16 protein-coding genes are annotated in these 14,499 nt (G+C 70.8%); 6 read left to right on the forward strand and 10 right to left on the reverse strand.

Features of this window, described 5'->3' with window-relative positions:
• Window positions 1-18 precede the first annotated feature (18 nt).
• Complete coding sequence (murI, locus tag ACR5MH_RS06760) at window positions 19-837, reverse strand: glutamate racemase (RefSeq protein ID WP_431346040.1); 819 nt, start codon at window positions 835-837, stop codon at window positions 19-21.
• 43 nt (window positions 838-880) lie between these two features.
• Between murI and ACR5MH_RS06765 the strand changes: the two genes are divergently transcribed.
• Window positions 881-2,185 carry a nicotinate phosphoribosyltransferase gene (locus ACR5MH_RS06765; RefSeq protein ID WP_431346039.1) on the forward strand — a complete coding sequence of 435 codons (1,305 nt, stop codon included), beginning with the start codon at window positions 881-883 and terminating at the stop codon, window positions 2,183-2,185.
• 19 nt (window positions 2,186-2,204) lie between these two features.
• Here ACR5MH_RS06765 and ACR5MH_RS06770 read toward each other — a convergent pair whose 3' ends face one another.
• The 3 genes from ACR5MH_RS06770 to ACR5MH_RS06780 all read right to left on the reverse strand — a co-directional run bounded on the left by ACR5MH_RS06770 (window position 2,205) and on the right by ACR5MH_RS06780 (window position 5,281).
• Window positions 2,205-2,483, reverse strand: coding sequence for a DUF3039 domain-containing protein (locus ACR5MH_RS06770; protein WP_431346038.1), 279 nt, complete (start codon window positions 2,481-2,483; stop codon window positions 2,205-2,207).
• 141 nt (window positions 2,484-2,624) lie between these two features.
• Window positions 2,625-4,202: a hypothetical protein gene (locus tag ACR5MH_RS06775; protein ID WP_433862432.1), complete on the reverse strand. Its 1,578-nt coding sequence runs from the start codon at window positions 4,200-4,202 to the stop codon at window positions 2,625-2,627.
• Window positions 4,178-5,281, reverse strand: coding sequence for an ATP-binding cassette domain-containing protein (locus ACR5MH_RS06780; RefSeq protein ID WP_433862433.1), 1,104 nt, complete (start codon window positions 5,279-5,281; stop codon window positions 4,178-4,180). The genes ACR5MH_RS06775 and ACR5MH_RS06780 overlap by 25 nt, the downstream gene beginning before the upstream one ends.
• 299 nt (window positions 5,282-5,580) lie before the next feature.
• Between ACR5MH_RS06780 and ACR5MH_RS06785 the strand changes: the two genes are divergently transcribed.
• The 5 genes from ACR5MH_RS06785 (at window position 5,581) to ACR5MH_RS06805 (ending at window position 8,843) form a co-directional block, all read left to right on the forward strand.
• On the forward strand, window positions 5,581-6,273 hold the full coding sequence (locus tag ACR5MH_RS06785; RefSeq protein ID WP_431346035.1) for an NTP transferase domain-containing protein: 693 nt from the start codon (window positions 5,581-5,583) through the stop codon (window positions 6,271-6,273).
• A 54-nt stretch (window positions 6,274-6,327) separates the two neighbouring features.
• Complete coding sequence (locus ACR5MH_RS06790; protein ID WP_431346034.1) at window positions 6,328-7,212, forward strand: ABC transporter permease; 885 nt, start codon at window positions 6,328-6,330, stop codon at window positions 7,210-7,212.
• A complete protein-coding gene (locus tag ACR5MH_RS06795; protein WP_431346033.1) occupies window positions 7,213-7,947 on the forward strand; it encodes an ABC transporter ATP-binding protein in 735 nt (244 codons plus the stop codon).
• 138 nt (window positions 7,948-8,085) lie between these two features.
• Window positions 8,086-8,406 carry a hypothetical protein gene (locus ACR5MH_RS06800; protein ID WP_431346032.1) on the forward strand — a complete coding sequence of 107 codons (321 nt, stop codon included), beginning with the start codon at window positions 8,086-8,088 and terminating at the stop codon, window positions 8,404-8,406.
• A 137-nt stretch (window positions 8,407-8,543) separates the two neighbouring features.
• Window positions 8,544-8,843, forward strand: coding sequence for a helix-turn-helix domain-containing protein (locus tag ACR5MH_RS06805; RefSeq protein WP_431346031.1), 300 nt, complete (start codon window positions 8,544-8,546; stop codon window positions 8,841-8,843).
• 43 nt (window positions 8,844-8,886) lie between these two features.
• On the opposite strand, the gene ACR5MH_RS06810 is transcribed toward ACR5MH_RS06805, so the two are convergent.
• From ACR5MH_RS06810 to ACR5MH_RS06835, 6 genes are all read right to left on the reverse strand, one after another.
• Window positions 8,887-9,318 carry a hypothetical protein gene (locus tag ACR5MH_RS06810; RefSeq protein WP_433862434.1) on the reverse strand — a complete coding sequence of 144 codons (432 nt, stop codon included), beginning with the start codon at window positions 9,316-9,318 and terminating at the stop codon, window positions 8,887-8,889.
• A gap of 65 nt (window positions 9,319-9,383) precedes the next feature.
• On the reverse strand, window positions 9,384-9,764 hold the full coding sequence (locus ACR5MH_RS06815; protein WP_433862435.1) for a hypothetical protein: 381 nt from the start codon (window positions 9,762-9,764) through the stop codon (window positions 9,384-9,386).
• A 65-nt stretch (window positions 9,765-9,829) separates the two neighbouring features.
• The gene (locus ACR5MH_RS06820; RefSeq protein WP_431346029.1) at window positions 9,830-10,711 is read right to left on the reverse strand and encodes a glycosyltransferase family 2 protein; all 882 of its coding nucleotides are present in this window, start codon (window positions 10,709-10,711) and stop codon (window positions 9,830-9,832) included.
• Complete coding sequence (locus tag ACR5MH_RS06825) at window positions 10,704-11,522, reverse strand: CDP-alcohol phosphatidyltransferase family protein (protein ID WP_431346028.1); 819 nt, start codon at window positions 11,520-11,522, stop codon at window positions 10,704-10,706. The genes ACR5MH_RS06820 and ACR5MH_RS06825 overlap by 8 nt, the downstream gene beginning before the upstream one ends.
• Window positions 11,523-11,524: 2 nt before the next feature.
• Complete coding sequence (locus ACR5MH_RS06830; RefSeq protein ID WP_431346027.1) at window positions 11,525-12,568, reverse strand: glycosyltransferase family 2 protein; 1,044 nt, start codon at window positions 12,566-12,568, stop codon at window positions 11,525-11,527.
• Window positions 12,569-12,689: 121 nt separating this feature from the next.
• Window positions 12,690-14,483, reverse strand: coding sequence for a trypsin-like peptidase domain-containing protein (locus tag ACR5MH_RS06835; protein WP_431346026.1), 1,794 nt, complete (start codon window positions 14,481-14,483; stop codon window positions 12,690-12,692).
• Between the last annotated feature and the right edge of the window lie 16 nt (window positions 14,484-14,499).

Here is a 14,499-nt window from a genome sequence, read left to right on the forward strand (position 1 = left end):
GAATGGTGTGGTGCGGGGTCAGAGCGGGAGGTCGATCACGCCGGTCTGCACCAGGTCGACGCGGAAGATCTCCGGCCCGATGAACCGGTGCGCGAGGCGCAGGAAGTAGTCGGCGTCGAGGCCCGTCGCCTCGTAGCGGATGCTGGGCGGCGTGGTCTCCGTGCGCTCCAGGCCGCCGCTCACGAGCGTGCGGTAGACGTCCTTGGCGGTCTCGGTGTCGCTGGAGACGAGCGAGACGCCCTCGCCCATGACGTACGAGATGGCGCCCTTCAGGAACGGATAGTGCGTGCAGCCGAGCACCAGCGTGTCCACGTCGGCCTCGCGCAGCGGCTGGAGGTACTCGGCGGTGACCCGCAGCACCTCCTCGCCGCTGGTGATCCCGGCCTCCACGAACTCCACGAACCGCGGGCAGGCCTGCGTGAAGAGCTGCAGCGACGGCGCTGCGGCGAAGGCGTCCTCGTAGGCGCGGGAGGAGATCGTGCCGGCCGTGCCGATGACGCCGACCCTGCCCGTCCGGGTCGCGGACACCGCACGGCGCACCGCCGGCTGGATGACCTCGATCACCGGCACCGAATAGCGTTCGCGGGCGTCGCGCAGCATCGCCGACGAGGCGGTGTTGCACGCGATCACGATCAGCTTGACGCCCTGGTCGACCAGGAAGTCGAGGACCTCCAGGGAGTAGCGGCGCACGTCCGCGATCGACTTCGGACCGTACGGCGAGTGCGCGGTGTCGCCGACGTAGAGCAGCGATTCGTTCGGGAGCTGGTCGCGGATGGCCCGGGCGACGGTGAGCCCGCCGACCCCCGAGTCGAAGATCCCGATCGGCGCATCCGTCACAGCAGTCCAGCCTACCCGTCCGCGCCGTGGCTAAGGTGGAGCAGTGACCGAGTCCTCCGCGCTCCTGACCGACCGCTACGAGCTCACGATGCTCGATGCCGCGCTGCTCCGGGGCACGCACGACCGGGAGAGCGTGTTCGAGGCGTTCACCCGGCATCTGCCCGCCGGCCGCCGCTACGGCGTCATCGCCGGCACCGGGCGGCTGCTCGAGCTGATCGAGCGCTTCCGCTTCGGGGACGCCGAGCTCGAGTACCTGCGCGACAACGGCGTCGTCCGCCAGGAGACGCTCGACTGGCTCGCCGACTTCCGGTTCTCCGGGACCATCCGGGGATACCGGGAGGGCGAGGTCTACTTCCCCGGCTCGCCGTTCCTCATCGTGGACGCGCCGTTCGCAGAGGGGGTCCTCCTCGAGACGCTCATCCTCAGCGTCTTCAACTACGACTCCGCCGTCGCGTCCGCCGCGGCGCGGATGGTGACCGCTGCAGCCGGCCGGCCGCTCGCCGAGATGGGCTCACGGCGCGCCAACGAGCGCAGCGCCGTCGCGGCGGCGCGGGCCGCGTACATCGCAGGCTTCGGTGCGACCTCCAACCTGGAGGCCGGCCGCACCTGGGGCGTCCCGACGATGGGCACGGCAGCGCACGCGTTCACGCTGCTGCACGACAGCGAGGAGGACGCCTTCCGCGCGCAGGTCGCGGCGCTCGGGTCCGGTACGACCCTGCTGGTCGACACCTTCGACGTGGCGCGGGCGATCGAGACCGCCGTGCGGGTCGCCGGACCGGAGCTGGGCGCCATCCGCCTGGACTCGGGCGACCTCCCCAAGCTCGTGCGCCAGGTGCGCGAGCAGCTCGACCGGCTCGGCGCGACCCGCACGCGGATCACGGTGACCAACGACCTGGACGAGTTCACCATCGCGGCGCTGTCGTCGTCGCCCGTCGACTCGTACGGTGTCGGGACCTCGGTCGTCACGGGCTCCGGGTCCCCGGCCTCCGGGATGGTCTACAAGCTCGTCGCCCACCGCGACGACGACGGAGCGTGGGTGCCCGTGGCCAAGAAGTCCGACGGCAAGCCGAGCATCGGCGGCCGCAAGCACCCGGTCCGCCGGCTGGACGCGTCGGGGCGCGCGGTCGCGGAGGTCGTCCACATCGTGGAGGCCGGCGACGTCCCCGACGACACCGGCCGAGACCTCCTCGTCCCGCTGATCACGGACGGCGAGCTCCACCGCGAGCACCTCGGCCCGGAGGGCACGACGCGGGCGCGCGAGCACCGCGCCGCCGCGATGCGGGAACTGCCGGACGAAGCGTTCCGGCTGGGCCGGGGCGACCCGGTGCTGCCGACGGTCTTCGGCTGAGCGCCCTACTCGTCCAGCGTCACTCGTCGCGCAGCTTCTCGTAGATCTCCCGGCAGGTGGGGCACACCGGGAACTTCTCCGGGTCGCGTCCCGGGGTCCACATCTTGCCGCACAGTGCCTTGACCGGCTTGCCCGTCATGGCGGACTCGAGGATCTGCTCCTTCTTCACATAGTGCGAGAAGCGTTCGTGGTCGCCCGGCTCGGAGATCTGGGGAGTCTCCAGGAGCTCGCGCTCGAGCGTCGACGTACCGCCGCCGCCCGGCTCCCCGCCGGGTTCGAGAATGCTGGAGTCGTTCATCATCCCAGTCTAACGACCTGAGATCGGGACGCCGCGGGCCCAGTCGTGGCGCCGGCTCTGTCGTGGCGCCGGCTCAGTCGTGGCGCCGGCTCAGTCGTGGCGCCGGCTCAGTCGTTGCGCCGGCTCAGTCGTTGCGCCGGCTCAGTCGTTGCGGTTGGCGAACGCCATCAGCTCCGGCCCGCGCTTGTCGAACGCCCGCGCGCCCGCCCACAGCCCGCCGCCGAGCGCGGCGAAGCCGACCAGCACGGACGCGATGGGCGAGATGCCGAGCCAGAACGGGTTGACCGTCAGCCCGAGGGCGAGGAAGACGATGGCGGGCGACGCCAGGATGACGATCGCGAAGAAGCTGAGCGCCTGGGCGAGAGCGGCCGACGCGCCGGAGTTCTGCGGCTGCGTGAACGCGCTGTCGCCCGGCTTGGTCGCCGGGTACGGGAAGAGCACCGAGAACATGCTGGACAGGCCGAGGCCGATCACCAGGATGGACCCGGACAAGGCGGCGACCGCGGGCAGCACCGCCCAGTCGCCGAACACCGCTGCGGTCACGATCGAGCCCACCACGATGACCGGGATGCCGATGAGCAGCGGCGGGAACATCCTCCCGAGCCGATCCGCGATGCCGCGGGTGCCCGACACCAGGTGCAGCCAGACCGCGGTGCTGTCGTAGGCGACGTCGTTGTGGATGGTCCAGCCCAGGAACAGGCAGACCAGCGGCAGAGGCACCAGCGAGGCGAAGTGGATCGGGAGGCCGCCGAGCGCGAGCGCCACGACCACGAACACCGGGATGACCGGGACCACCACCAGGGCCACCCAGTAGCGCGCGTCCCTCCCCCAGTACGTCATCGAGCGTGCCGCGATCGCCGCCGTCGGTCCGCCGGGCAGCCGGGCGAACCAGCCGAGGCCGTGATGGTCGCGCGCGCGGGTCTCCCGCTCCGGCGCGACGAGCACGAGCGAGACCAGGGTGCGCCAGACCAGCCAGAGCACACCGACGGTCGCGACCGCGATCAGGAACTGCACGAACGCCGCTCCCCCGTCGCCCTCGGCGGCCGCACCCGGCATGCTCCAGACCGCGCCGAGCGGCGTCCACTGCAGCCACCCGGCGAAGCCGTTCACCGTGCCGAGGCCGTCACGGCCCCAGTCGACGGTGAGCAGCAGGACCAGCACGGGGGCGAGGAGCACGAGGGCCAGGATCGCGACGACGCCGCCCGCCTCCTTCGACCGGCGCGGCGGGACCAGGAGCGACGCGATCGCCGTCGAGATGCGCGACGCGAGGACGCAGGTGGGCACGACGATCACCGCCGAGAGCACGGCGAGAACGGCGGCGCCCGGGTCGCGCGACCAGGTGATGACCGTGCCCAGCGAGCAGACGAACAGCACGAGCGCGGGGACGCCGACCAGCGCGGCCAGGGCCAGGGCGCGGGCGAGCTCCCGGTCCGGGATGCCGAACAGCGCGAACTTGCGCGGGTCGAGCGCGTCGTCCACGCCGAAGAGCAGCGGCAGCAGGAGGAAACCGGCGACCACCATCGAGCCGATGACGACGAGCACGCCGTGCACGTCCGCGACGTCCGGGGCGACGCGCGCCGCCGAGAGGGCGCCGAACACGATGACGACCGTCACGATGCCGTAGGCCAGCGCCAGCACGAGGCCGAACACCTGCCACGGGCTGCGCCGGAAGGCGTTGCCCAGGAGCCTGAGCCTCAGTCCGAGAAGCTGTGCAACCACTCCATGCCCTCCGCCGCCTTGCGTCCGCCTGCCAGGTCGACGAACCGTTCCTCCAGGGTCTGCTCTCCGCGCACCTCGTCGATGGTCCCGGCCGCGAGCACCTGGCCGCCGACGATGATGGCGACGCTGTCGCAGACCCGCTCGATCATGTCCATGCCGTGGCTGGAGAGCACGACCGTGCCGCCCGCCGAGGTGTAGCGCTGCAGGATGTCCACGACGTTCGCGGCGGAGACCGGGTCGACGGACTCGAAGGGCTCGTCGAGCACCAGGAGGCGCGGCGAGTGGATCATGGCGGCCGCGAGCGCGATCTTCTTGGTCATGCCGGCGGAGTAGTCGGCGACCAACCGGTCGAGGGCGTCGGCGATCCCGAACGCGTTCGCGAGGTCTGCGGTGCGCGCGTGGACCGTCTTGGCGGAGAGCCCGCGCAGCGTGCCGGCGTAGTGCAGGAACTGCGCGCCGGTGAGGCGGTCGAACAGGCGCAGCTTGTCGGGGAGGACCCCGACGACGTGCTTGGCGCGCACCGGCTCGGTCCAGGCGTCCACACCGTGCACCACGACGCGGCCCTCGTCGGGACGCAGCAGCCCGGTGATCATCGACAGCGTGGTGGTCTTGCCGGCCCCGTTCGGCCCGACGATCCCGTAGAAGGAGCCTTCGCGCACGTCCAGCGTCACGCCGTCGACGGCGACGATCGAGCCGTAGCGCTTGCTGAGCCCGTGCACAGTGAGGACGCTCGGGCGCGTGTCCACGACCGGGGCCGGGCGCACCGGCTCGGGAGGCTCGGCGGGGGCGGAGACTGCCGGGGCCGTCTCTACGACGGCCTTCGCGATGCGCGGCTTCTGGGTCGCCTTCGCAGCGGTCCCGCGCTTGCGCGGCGTCGGCGTGCGTGTGCTCGACCCCGCCGCGGCGGCGGCCGTCCTCGGCTGTGTGCGCTTGGCCGCGGGGCGCGCCGCGGGCACCGCCTGCTCCGGCTCGGACTGCGCGATCTCGGACATCCGTTCCCCCTCGTCGTCCCCCCAGGATTCGGGCGCGCCGGACTCCGGATCGGTGCTGCTGCCGGGTCGCGCGCGCTCGAAACTCACCACGCAACCGTACCAACACAGAACCGCTTGCGTACCCCCCGACGGGTGACCTCGCAGTCAGAGCCTCAGGCTTCTCAGACTGCCTAGGAAACTCCTGTGAGGAACATAACGACCACGCAACGACCGCCGTCAACCCCTGCCCCCGGATGAGGGGCCCCGGTATTCTGGTGCAGGCATGAAGACGTGTCGAAACACGTAAAGCGTGAATGAACTCCCGGTGACATCCCGGGGGTGGCGGCGTCGACACTCCGCCGCAATCACACCCACCACGGGGTTCGCGCGGATTCAAGGAGATGATTGTGACGACCCAGGTAGTGATCCTCGCGGCGGGCATGGGAAGCCGGCTCGGCCGGAGCCTCCCGAAGCCGCTGACGGAGCTGAGCGACGGCCGCACCATCATGCAGCAGCAGTTCGACAACATCCACGCCGCGTTCGGCAAGGACGTCATCGTGACGATCGTCGTGGGCTACAAGCTCGAGCACATCATCGAGGCGTTCCCGGACGCCGAGTTCGTCTATAACGAGCAGTACGACCAGACCAACACATCCAAGAGCCTGATGCGCGCCTTGCAGGCCTCCGGCCCCGGCGGCGTCCTCTGGATGAACGGCGATGTCGTGTTCGACCCGGCCGTGCTCGTCCGGGCCGCGGCGATGGTGTCCCGCGACCAGACCTTCGTGACCGTCAACACCTCGTCGGTCGCCGACGAGGAGGTCAAGTACACCACCGGCCCCGAGGGCTACATCCACGAGCTGTCCAAGACCGTCAAGGGCGGCCTGGGCGAAGCCGTCGGCATCAACTACATCTCCGGCAAGGACAAGGCCGCCCTGCTGCGCCAGCTCCAGCGCGTCGCCGACCAGGACTACTTCGAGCGCGGCCTCGAGCTCGCGATCGAGCAGGACCGCCTGCTGGTCGAGCCGGTCGACATCTCCGACCTGTACGCCGTCGAGGTCGACTTCCAGGAGGACCTGGAGCGCGCGAATCTTTTCGTATAGTCGAAGGGCCGCGTGACGCGAACACGCAGCCAGCGATCAATACGATAGGTTCCCGTGACCAGTACCTCCGCCGATCTGCGCCCTGCGCAGCGGACGCGCTCCGCCCGTTACCGCCACTCGCTGTGGCTGCTGACGGTGCGCGACCTGCGCGTGCGCTACTCGACCAGCGCGCTGGGCTACCTGTGGTCGATCCTCGATCCGCTCGTCATGAGCGCGATCTACTGGTTCGTCTTCACGGTGATCTTCCACCGCAGCGTCGGTGAGAACCCCTACATCGTCTTCCTGCTCGCCGCGCTCCTGCCCTGGATGTGGTTCAACGGCGCGGTGTCCGACAGCACGCGGGCGTTCCTGCGCGAGGCGAAGCTCATCCGCTCGACGATGATCCCGCGCACGATCTGGGTGAACCGGATCGTGGCCGCCAAGGGCATCGAGTTCCTGCTGTCGCTTCCGGTGCTCGCGATCTTCGCGATCGCGACCGGTGCGAAGGTGAACGTCGACATCCTGCTGTTCCCGCTCGCCATCCTCATCCAGGTGGTCCTCACGATCGGCGTCGGCCTGATCGTCGCGCCGCTCGTGGTGTTCTTCCGTGACCTGGAGCGCGCCGTGAAGCTCGCGCTGCGCTTCCTCTTCTATGCGTCGCCGATCATCTACAGCGCGCGCGACCTCCCGGGCGGCTGCGGCGCCGGCGTCGCAGCCAAGCACTGCGCCGCGTACGTCGCGACGCATCCGGGCGCGCAGACCGAGACGCTGTTCTCCCTCCACTTCTGGTCGGCGTTCAACCCGCTGACCGGCATCTTCAGCCTCTACCGGGCGGCGTTCTTCCCGGAGGAGCTCGACTGGTACCTGGTCATCGTGGCCGCGCTGATGTCGCTGGTGCTGCTCGGGGTCGGCTGGCTCGTGTTCACGCGCTTCGAGCGCGACGTCCTGAAGGAGATCTAGGTGTCAGCCGTCATCGACGTCACCGGCCTGGGCGTGCGGTTCAAGCGCAACCGCGGTGCCCGGCGCTCGTTCAAGGACTTGTTCGGCGGGCGCAAGCGCCGCGCCCGTCCCGACGACTTCTGGCCGCTGCGGAACGTGTCGTTCCGCGTCGCGCCCGGTGAGGCGATCGGTGTGGTCGGCCGCAACGGGCAGGGCAAGTCGACCCTGCTGAAGCTCGTCGCCGGCGTGCTGCTGCCCGACGAGGGGACGGTGCGGGTCACCGAGGGCGTCGCGCCCCTCATCGAGATCACCGGCGGTTTCGTGGACGACCTCACCGTGCGCGACAACGTCTACCTCACGGCGGGCCTGCACGGGATGACCAAGCCGCAGATCGACGCGCGGTTCGACGAGATCATCGCGTTCGCCGAGATCGGCGACTTCGTTGACACTCCCTACAAGCACCTCTCCAGTGGCATGAAGGTCCGCATCGCGTTCGCCGTGATCGCGCAGCTCGAGGAGCCCGTGCTGCTGGTGGACGAGGTGCTCGCGGTCGGCGACCGGGGCTTCCGGGAGAAGTGCTACGCGAAGATCGAGGAGCTCCTCGCCAGCGGCCGCACCCTCTTCTTCGTCTCGCACAACGAGAAGGACCTTCGGCGGTTCTGTGCCCGCGGGCTCTACCTCGACAAGGGCCGCCTCGTGCTGGACGGGCCGATCGACGAGGTGCTCGACCTCTACAACCAGGATTACGGGTCGTAGAAAAACCCTGGTCAGAGCAGGTTTTCGCTGGTCAGGAAGTCCTCCACAGAAAAAAGATCGCGCGAGTTTTCCCCAGAAACAGCTTCTAGGCCCGATTTCGGCCTGACAGCGTCGGAGGGCGTAATTAGCGTGGCTTCCATGAAAACGCTCCGGAACCTCCGACCCCCACTCGCCCCGCTCCCCGACCGGCGCTTCGCCTATCGCGTCCCGTGGACCGTCGATCGCAGCGGCGCGCCTCACTACCGTCTCGTCAACACCAGCGCAGAAGAGCTGCGCGGCGTCACCGTGAGCATCGCGGGCAGCTCGTCCGTGCGGGTGAGCGCGCCATCCGCCGTGCGGCCCGGTGAGGCCGTGCGCGCCAGCCTCAGCGGGAGCGACGACCCCGCGCGAGACACGCTGCTCGTCGTGCGGTGGTTCCCACCCGACGGCCGCGAATACCTCTGGCAGATCAGCTTCTGAGCCGCGCGGCCGGCCGGCCTCCATCCCCGGCCGGCCGCGGCCGTGGGCATGCATTTTCCGAATTCCTCGCCTCAGGCACGAATGACGCAGTGGCGAGCGCTCTGGTTCAGGAATCCCGAACCGGATAGGCATGAAGCATGAAACAGTCGACGTCTCCTGCCGCCATCCACTTCGGAGCGAAGGTACGTCACGCTCGGATCGCGCTCGGTCTCAGCCAGGAGAGCATCGCCGAACTCGCCCAGATGCACGTCACCAACTACGGCAAGATCGAGCGCGGCATCGCCAATCCCAGCCTCGTGACCATGCTGCGGATCGCAAGCGTCCTCGGCACCGACATCGCGCTCCTGACGGAAGGGCTGTCGAGGAGCGACCTGCCCGCCGAGTTCGACGTCCTGAGCGCCGACGAGTTCCTGCAGGAGCGCGCCAGACGGCTCTGAGGCGTCGATCCGCTCGCCGCCCTGGTGGCATCGGCGTGGAGGCCTACACTCGGTACAGATGAGCAAGCGACCCCAGCCCTTCGTCTCCCCGACCGGCGGTCCGCCCCGCGGCGGCGACACCCCGCGCGCCGTCGACAACACCCTCGACCGCTTCCTCGGCATCCAGCGCCCGGTCGTCCTCGCGCACCTGCGCGGTCTGCGGCGACGGCACCCGGAGGCCACGGCCGCCGAGCTCGCCGGCATCCTCGAGCGGCGCTATCTCGCGGCGGTCACCACCGGCGGCGCGGCCGTCGGCGCCACGGCGGTCATCCCAGCGATCGGCACTGGCGTGACCCTGGCGCTCTCCGGGCTGGAGACCGCCGCCTTCCTGGAGGCCACCGCGCTGTACGCGCAGTCCCTCAGCGAACTGCACGGCATCGCGGTCGAGGATCCGGCGCGTGCCCGCGCGCTCGTCCTCACCATGATGCTGGGCCACGAGGGCTCCGACCTGGTGCGCCAGCTCGCGGGACAGGTGGCCGGCACCGGGGTGACCCGCACAGCCTACTGGGGCGAGCTCGTCACGACGACGTTGCCCTCGATGGTCGTCGGGCCGCTGGTGGACCGGCTGCGGAACGCGTTCATCCGGCAGTTCGCGGTGCGCGGCGGGGCCTCGATCGTCGCCCGGGCGATCCCGTTCGGAATCGGCGCGGTCGTCGGCGGGACCGGCAACCACATCCTCGGCCGGCGGGTGGTGACGAACTCGCGAATGGCCTTCGGGTCGGCGCCGCTCGTCATCCCGGAGGCGCTCACGCCCACGGAAGGCCCGGGAGCCGTCCGGCGCTTCGGTGCGAGCACCGGACGCCGCGTGGTGCAGGCGGGCGTCGTGCTGCGCGGCGCCCTCCCGGCGAGCGTGCTCCGTCGTGGCACGAAGGGCGAGGACACGACCGCGCTGGAGACCGGCGGGGGCCCGGCCGCGGTCGAGGCGCCGGGCACGACGCCCCCGGGCGCTAGACGACCGGCGGACGCCCGGCCGCGGTCATCCGCAGCACGGTGCGCCAGCGGATGGGGCGGCGCTCGCCCGGGTCGGCGCTCCAGCCCTCGCGCCAGCCGCCGAACCACGCGCGCAGGACGGCCGGCTTCCGGAACCAGCGCAGGAGCTGGATGCCCGTCCACGAGCCGACGTAGAGCGGCACCAGCACCGCGGGCAGGTTGCGGCGGGCGAGCCAGACGCGGTTGCGGGCGTTCAGCCGGTAGTAGTACGAGTGACGGGTGGGCGAGACGGCCGGATGCTCGGCGACCAGGTCGCCCGCGTACCAGACGCGCTTGTCCTGGTCCCAGACCCGCCAGGCGAGCTCGATGCCCTCGTGGGCGTAGAAGAACGGGTCGGCCCAGCCGCCCGCGCGCTCGAACACCTCGCGAGGGAGCACGATCACGGCCTCCAGCACCGAGAACACGGCCGACGACTGCTCCGGGTCGCCCTTGCGGATCCGCGGGATCCAGCGCCGCGGCGACGGCTTGCCGTCGCGCGCCCGCAGCCGCGGCTGGATCATCCCGATGCCGGGGTCGCTCCGGAGCAGGCCGACCGCGTCGCGCAGGAAACCGCGCGACGGGATGTCGGCGTCGTCGTCCAGGAACAGCAGGTACTCCCCCGCCACCCGAGGAACGCCCCGGTTGCGTCCGGCCGGGATGCCGAGGTTCTCCGGCAGCGCCAGCGTCGCGACCCCGGGCGGCAGCGGCGGGTCCGACGTCGCCGGGTCCCACCCGTTGCCGACGACGACGATGTCGGTGGTGACGCCCTCCTGGGCGAGGACGGACTGCACCCCGCGCAGCAGGTCGTCCGGTCGCGTGCCCTGCGTGAGCACGACGACGCCGACCGTGGGGTCAGCCACGGACCCGCTTGGACGACATGATCGCCACGAAGTGCCCGATGGCCGCCAGCAGCGCCAGCGGCACCAGGATCGCGAGCAGGATTCGGTCGGCGAGCGGCGAGCCGATGAACAGCCCGACGATGGAGAAGGCGAAGATCAGGATGGTCAGCTCCACCGAGTGGTACATCCGGTGGAACGGGACGAACTTGGCGGCCTTGCGCAAGCGGGCGACCACCCCGTGCGTCGGCGCGTAGGCGGCCTCGGTGTCGGCCAGCTTGGGCAGGCCGGCGCTGGCCCGCGCGACGCGCACCATGTCGTTCAGCGCCTTGTTGAGCACGATGATGAGGGCGAGCAGCGTGCCGAGGTTCGTCCAGAGGAAGTCCTGCGGCGCCTCGAACGGGAACCCGGCGGCACGGACGCCGAGCGCGATGGCGATCAGCGTCTCCGTCGTGTAGTGGCCGACATTGTCGAGGAACATCCCCGCCGGTGACGACGTCCCGCGCCAGCGCGCCACCTCGCCGTCGCAGCAGTCCACGAGCATCTGCAGCTGGCCGAGGACGAGCGCGAGCGCCGCGCCGCCGATGCCCGGGATGAGCAGGCTCGCGGCCGTCGCCCAGCCGGTGAGGATCATCAGCCCGGTGACGCCGTTGGCCGAGATGGAGGTCTTGAGCAGGAACCAGGTGAGGTACGGCGACAGGTTGCGCAGGTACAGCGACGCCGTCCAGTGCTCGGCGTTGCGCCGTCCGCGCACCTCCGGAGGCTGCGCCACCGCCCTGAGTTCGGCGATCGACGTGGGCCGCGCTCCGTGCGCCGCCGGTCCCGCTGCTGTCATGCCTACCTTCCCGTGTGGGCTGTGATGTTCCGCGTGAGCGACAGGTATCCGAGGATGAACCCGATGCCCCAGCTGAAATGGATGCACGGCAAGACTACGAGAAACCACAGGAAGGACGAAAAACCGTCTCGGCGACCCCAGACGAACGCGGACGCCACCACGATGACCAGGTAGGCCGCCGGCACGGCGAACGCCCAGAGCAGCCACGGGGTCGCGCCGAGGACGGCCTGCAGCACGCCGCCGAGGCCGAGCAGCACGCCGAGGGCGACGCCCAGCACCATCACCGGCGGGGCGAAGTAGCGGACGCCGTTGGAGGCCGGGAAGCGCCGGGCGAGCTCGCCGCGCCAGATGCCGGTCGAGAAGAACTGCCGGGCGAGCCGGTACACGTTGGGGCGCGGCCGGTAGACCACGTGCAGGCGCGGCGTGAACCAGACGGTCCCTCCCGCCTGCCGGATGCGCCGGTTGAGCTCCCAGTCCTGGCCGCGCTTGATCTCCTCGTCGAAGAGGCCGACCTCCATCAGCCGGTCGCGGCGGAACACGCCGAGGTACACCGTCTCTGCGGGGCCGGCCGCACCGCCCACGTGGAGCTTGGTGCCGCCGAGCCCGATCCGGCTGCCGTAGGCACGGGCGACCGCGCGCTCGAACGCCGTCGTGCCCTGGGCGTCCATGAGGCCGCCGACGTTGTCGGCGCCGGTCTCGAGGATGGTCTCCACCGCGATGCGGGCGTACTCCGGGGGCAGGACGCTGTGGGCGTCGACGCGGATGACGACGGGGTACTGCGAGGACCGGATCGCCAGGTTCAGGCCGGCCGGGGTCGAGCCCGCCTCGTTGTCGACGACGCGGATGCGGGAGTCGACGGAGGCGAGCTCGGCGACCAGCTCCGTGGTGCCGTCGATGCTCGGGCCGAGGGCGATCGTGACCTCGAACGGACCCGTGTAGTCCTGCGCCAGGAGGCTGTCGACCGCCGCCCGCACGTGGGTCGCCTCGTTGAGGACGGGCATCACGTAGGACACACCGGGAAGGGTGTTCACGTTGTCGTCCGGCATCTGATCCATTCGTCGTTCGGGCCTCGCCGAGCCTATCAGCCGGCACCTGAGCGACCCGTGGGACGGCGGGACGACAGAGGGCCGCCCCGCGATGCGGGACGGCCTTCCGTCAGGGTGCGGATCAGTTCGCCGGGAGCGAGCCCAGGGTGACCGTAGTGGTCTTGGACTGACCGTCGCGGAGGTAGGTGACGTCTGCTTTCGCGCCGGCCGCGAGCGCGCGCACCTGAGCGGTCAGATCCGTCGCGTCGGTGATCGGCAGGCCGTTGAAGTTGACCACGATGTCGCCGGCCTGCAGGCCCGCGCTCGCCGCCGCGCCGCCGGAGGTGACCGACTTGATCGCCGCGCCGACGGTGGTCGCCTTGCTGTCGGCGCTCGCGTCGCCGACCGAGGCCCCGAGGAGGCCGTGGGTCGCCGAGCCGTTCTTGATCAGCTCGTCGGAGATCCGCTTCGCCAGGTTCGACGGGATCGAGAAGCCGACGCCGATGCTGCCCGACTGGGTGCCGGAGGAGCTGCTGCCGCTGGCGCTCGCGATGGCGACGTTGATGCCGATCAGCTCGCCCTTGCTGTTGAGGAGGGCGCCGCCGGAGTTGCCCGGGTTGATCGACGCGTCCGTCTGGATGACGGGGAGCGAGATGGTCCCCTGGGTGCCGGACTGCGACGAGCCGCCGCCCTGGTTCGGGAAGTCGAAGTTGAACGGGTTCTGCGAGCTGCCGTCGCCGCTGCCGCCGCCGTTGGAGCCGTCGGTGGACTTCGGCGCCGCCGAGGAGGCGATGCTGATCGACCGGTTCAGCGCGCTCACGATGCCATCGGTGACGGTGCCGGAAAGGCCGAGCGGGGCGCCGATCGCGACCGTGGTGTCGCCCACGTTCAGCTTGCTGGAGTCGGCCCAGTTCATCGGGGTCATCCCGCTGGCGCCGTCGAGCTTGATGACCGCGAGGTCGGTGGTCGGGTCGGTGCCGACGATCTTGGCGGTGTAGATCTTGCCGTTGTTGTCGGTGACGCTGATGTTCACGTTGGACGCGGCGCCGTCGAGGGTGACGACGTGCGTGTTCGTGAGGATGTAGCCGTCCGAGCTGAGCACGACGCCGGAGCCGGTGCCGCCCTCGCTGGAGGCGGTGACGGAGATGGTGACGACGCTCGGCGAGGCCTTGGCGGCGACCGCGGTCACCGTGGTGGCGTTGTTCGTGTCGTTGACCGTGATGTTCTGCGGACCGGAGACCGTCTTGATGGTCGCGTTGCTGCCGGTGGCCGAGTACAGGCCGATGCCGGCGCCGGCGCCGGCGATGCCGCCGATGAGCGCGCCGATGGCGAGCGTGGCGATGATGAGGCCGGTGTTGCGCTTGCGGGGAGCATTGTCGGCGGTGCCCGGGGCGGTGGCGTAGGCCTGCTGATGGGCGCCCGGCTGCTGCGGCCCCTGCTGAGCGGCGTAGGGAGCCTGCGCGTAGGCGGACGGCTGGCCGAACGCGCCGTTGCCGTAGTCGGGCTGCGGCTGCGGCTGGTGCTGCTGCGCTGCGGCCGGCTGACCGTACGGCTGCTGGGGGGCGAGCGGCTGAGTCGGCTGCGTGTGGTTCACCGGGATGGGGCCCTGCTGCGCGGTCGGCTGCTGCGCGGTCGGCTGCTGCGCCGTCGGCTGCTGCGCCGTCGGCTGCTGCGCCGTCGGCTGCTGCGCCGTCGGCTGCTCGGTCGTCGGCTGCTGCGCCGCAGGCTGAGCGGCGGCCGGAGCGGTCCAGCCGTGGGCGGCGGCCGGGGCAGCGGGAGCCGCCGGGGCGGCCGGAGCAGCGGACTGCTCCGCGGCCGGGGTCGGAGCCGCTGCGGGGGTCTCGGCGGGGCGAGCCGCGCCGGCATCCACGATCGCGTCGGCTTCGGCGTCGTTCTGGGGCTTCGCGGGCTCCGGGGTGATCGGGGAGTCGGTCATGGTGTGGTGCTCCTTC

It is taken from the genome of Streptomyces sp. L7 (assembly GCF_050990935.1).
GTDB lineage: Bacteria > Actinomycetota > Actinomycetes > Actinomycetales > Microbacteriaceae > Leifsonia.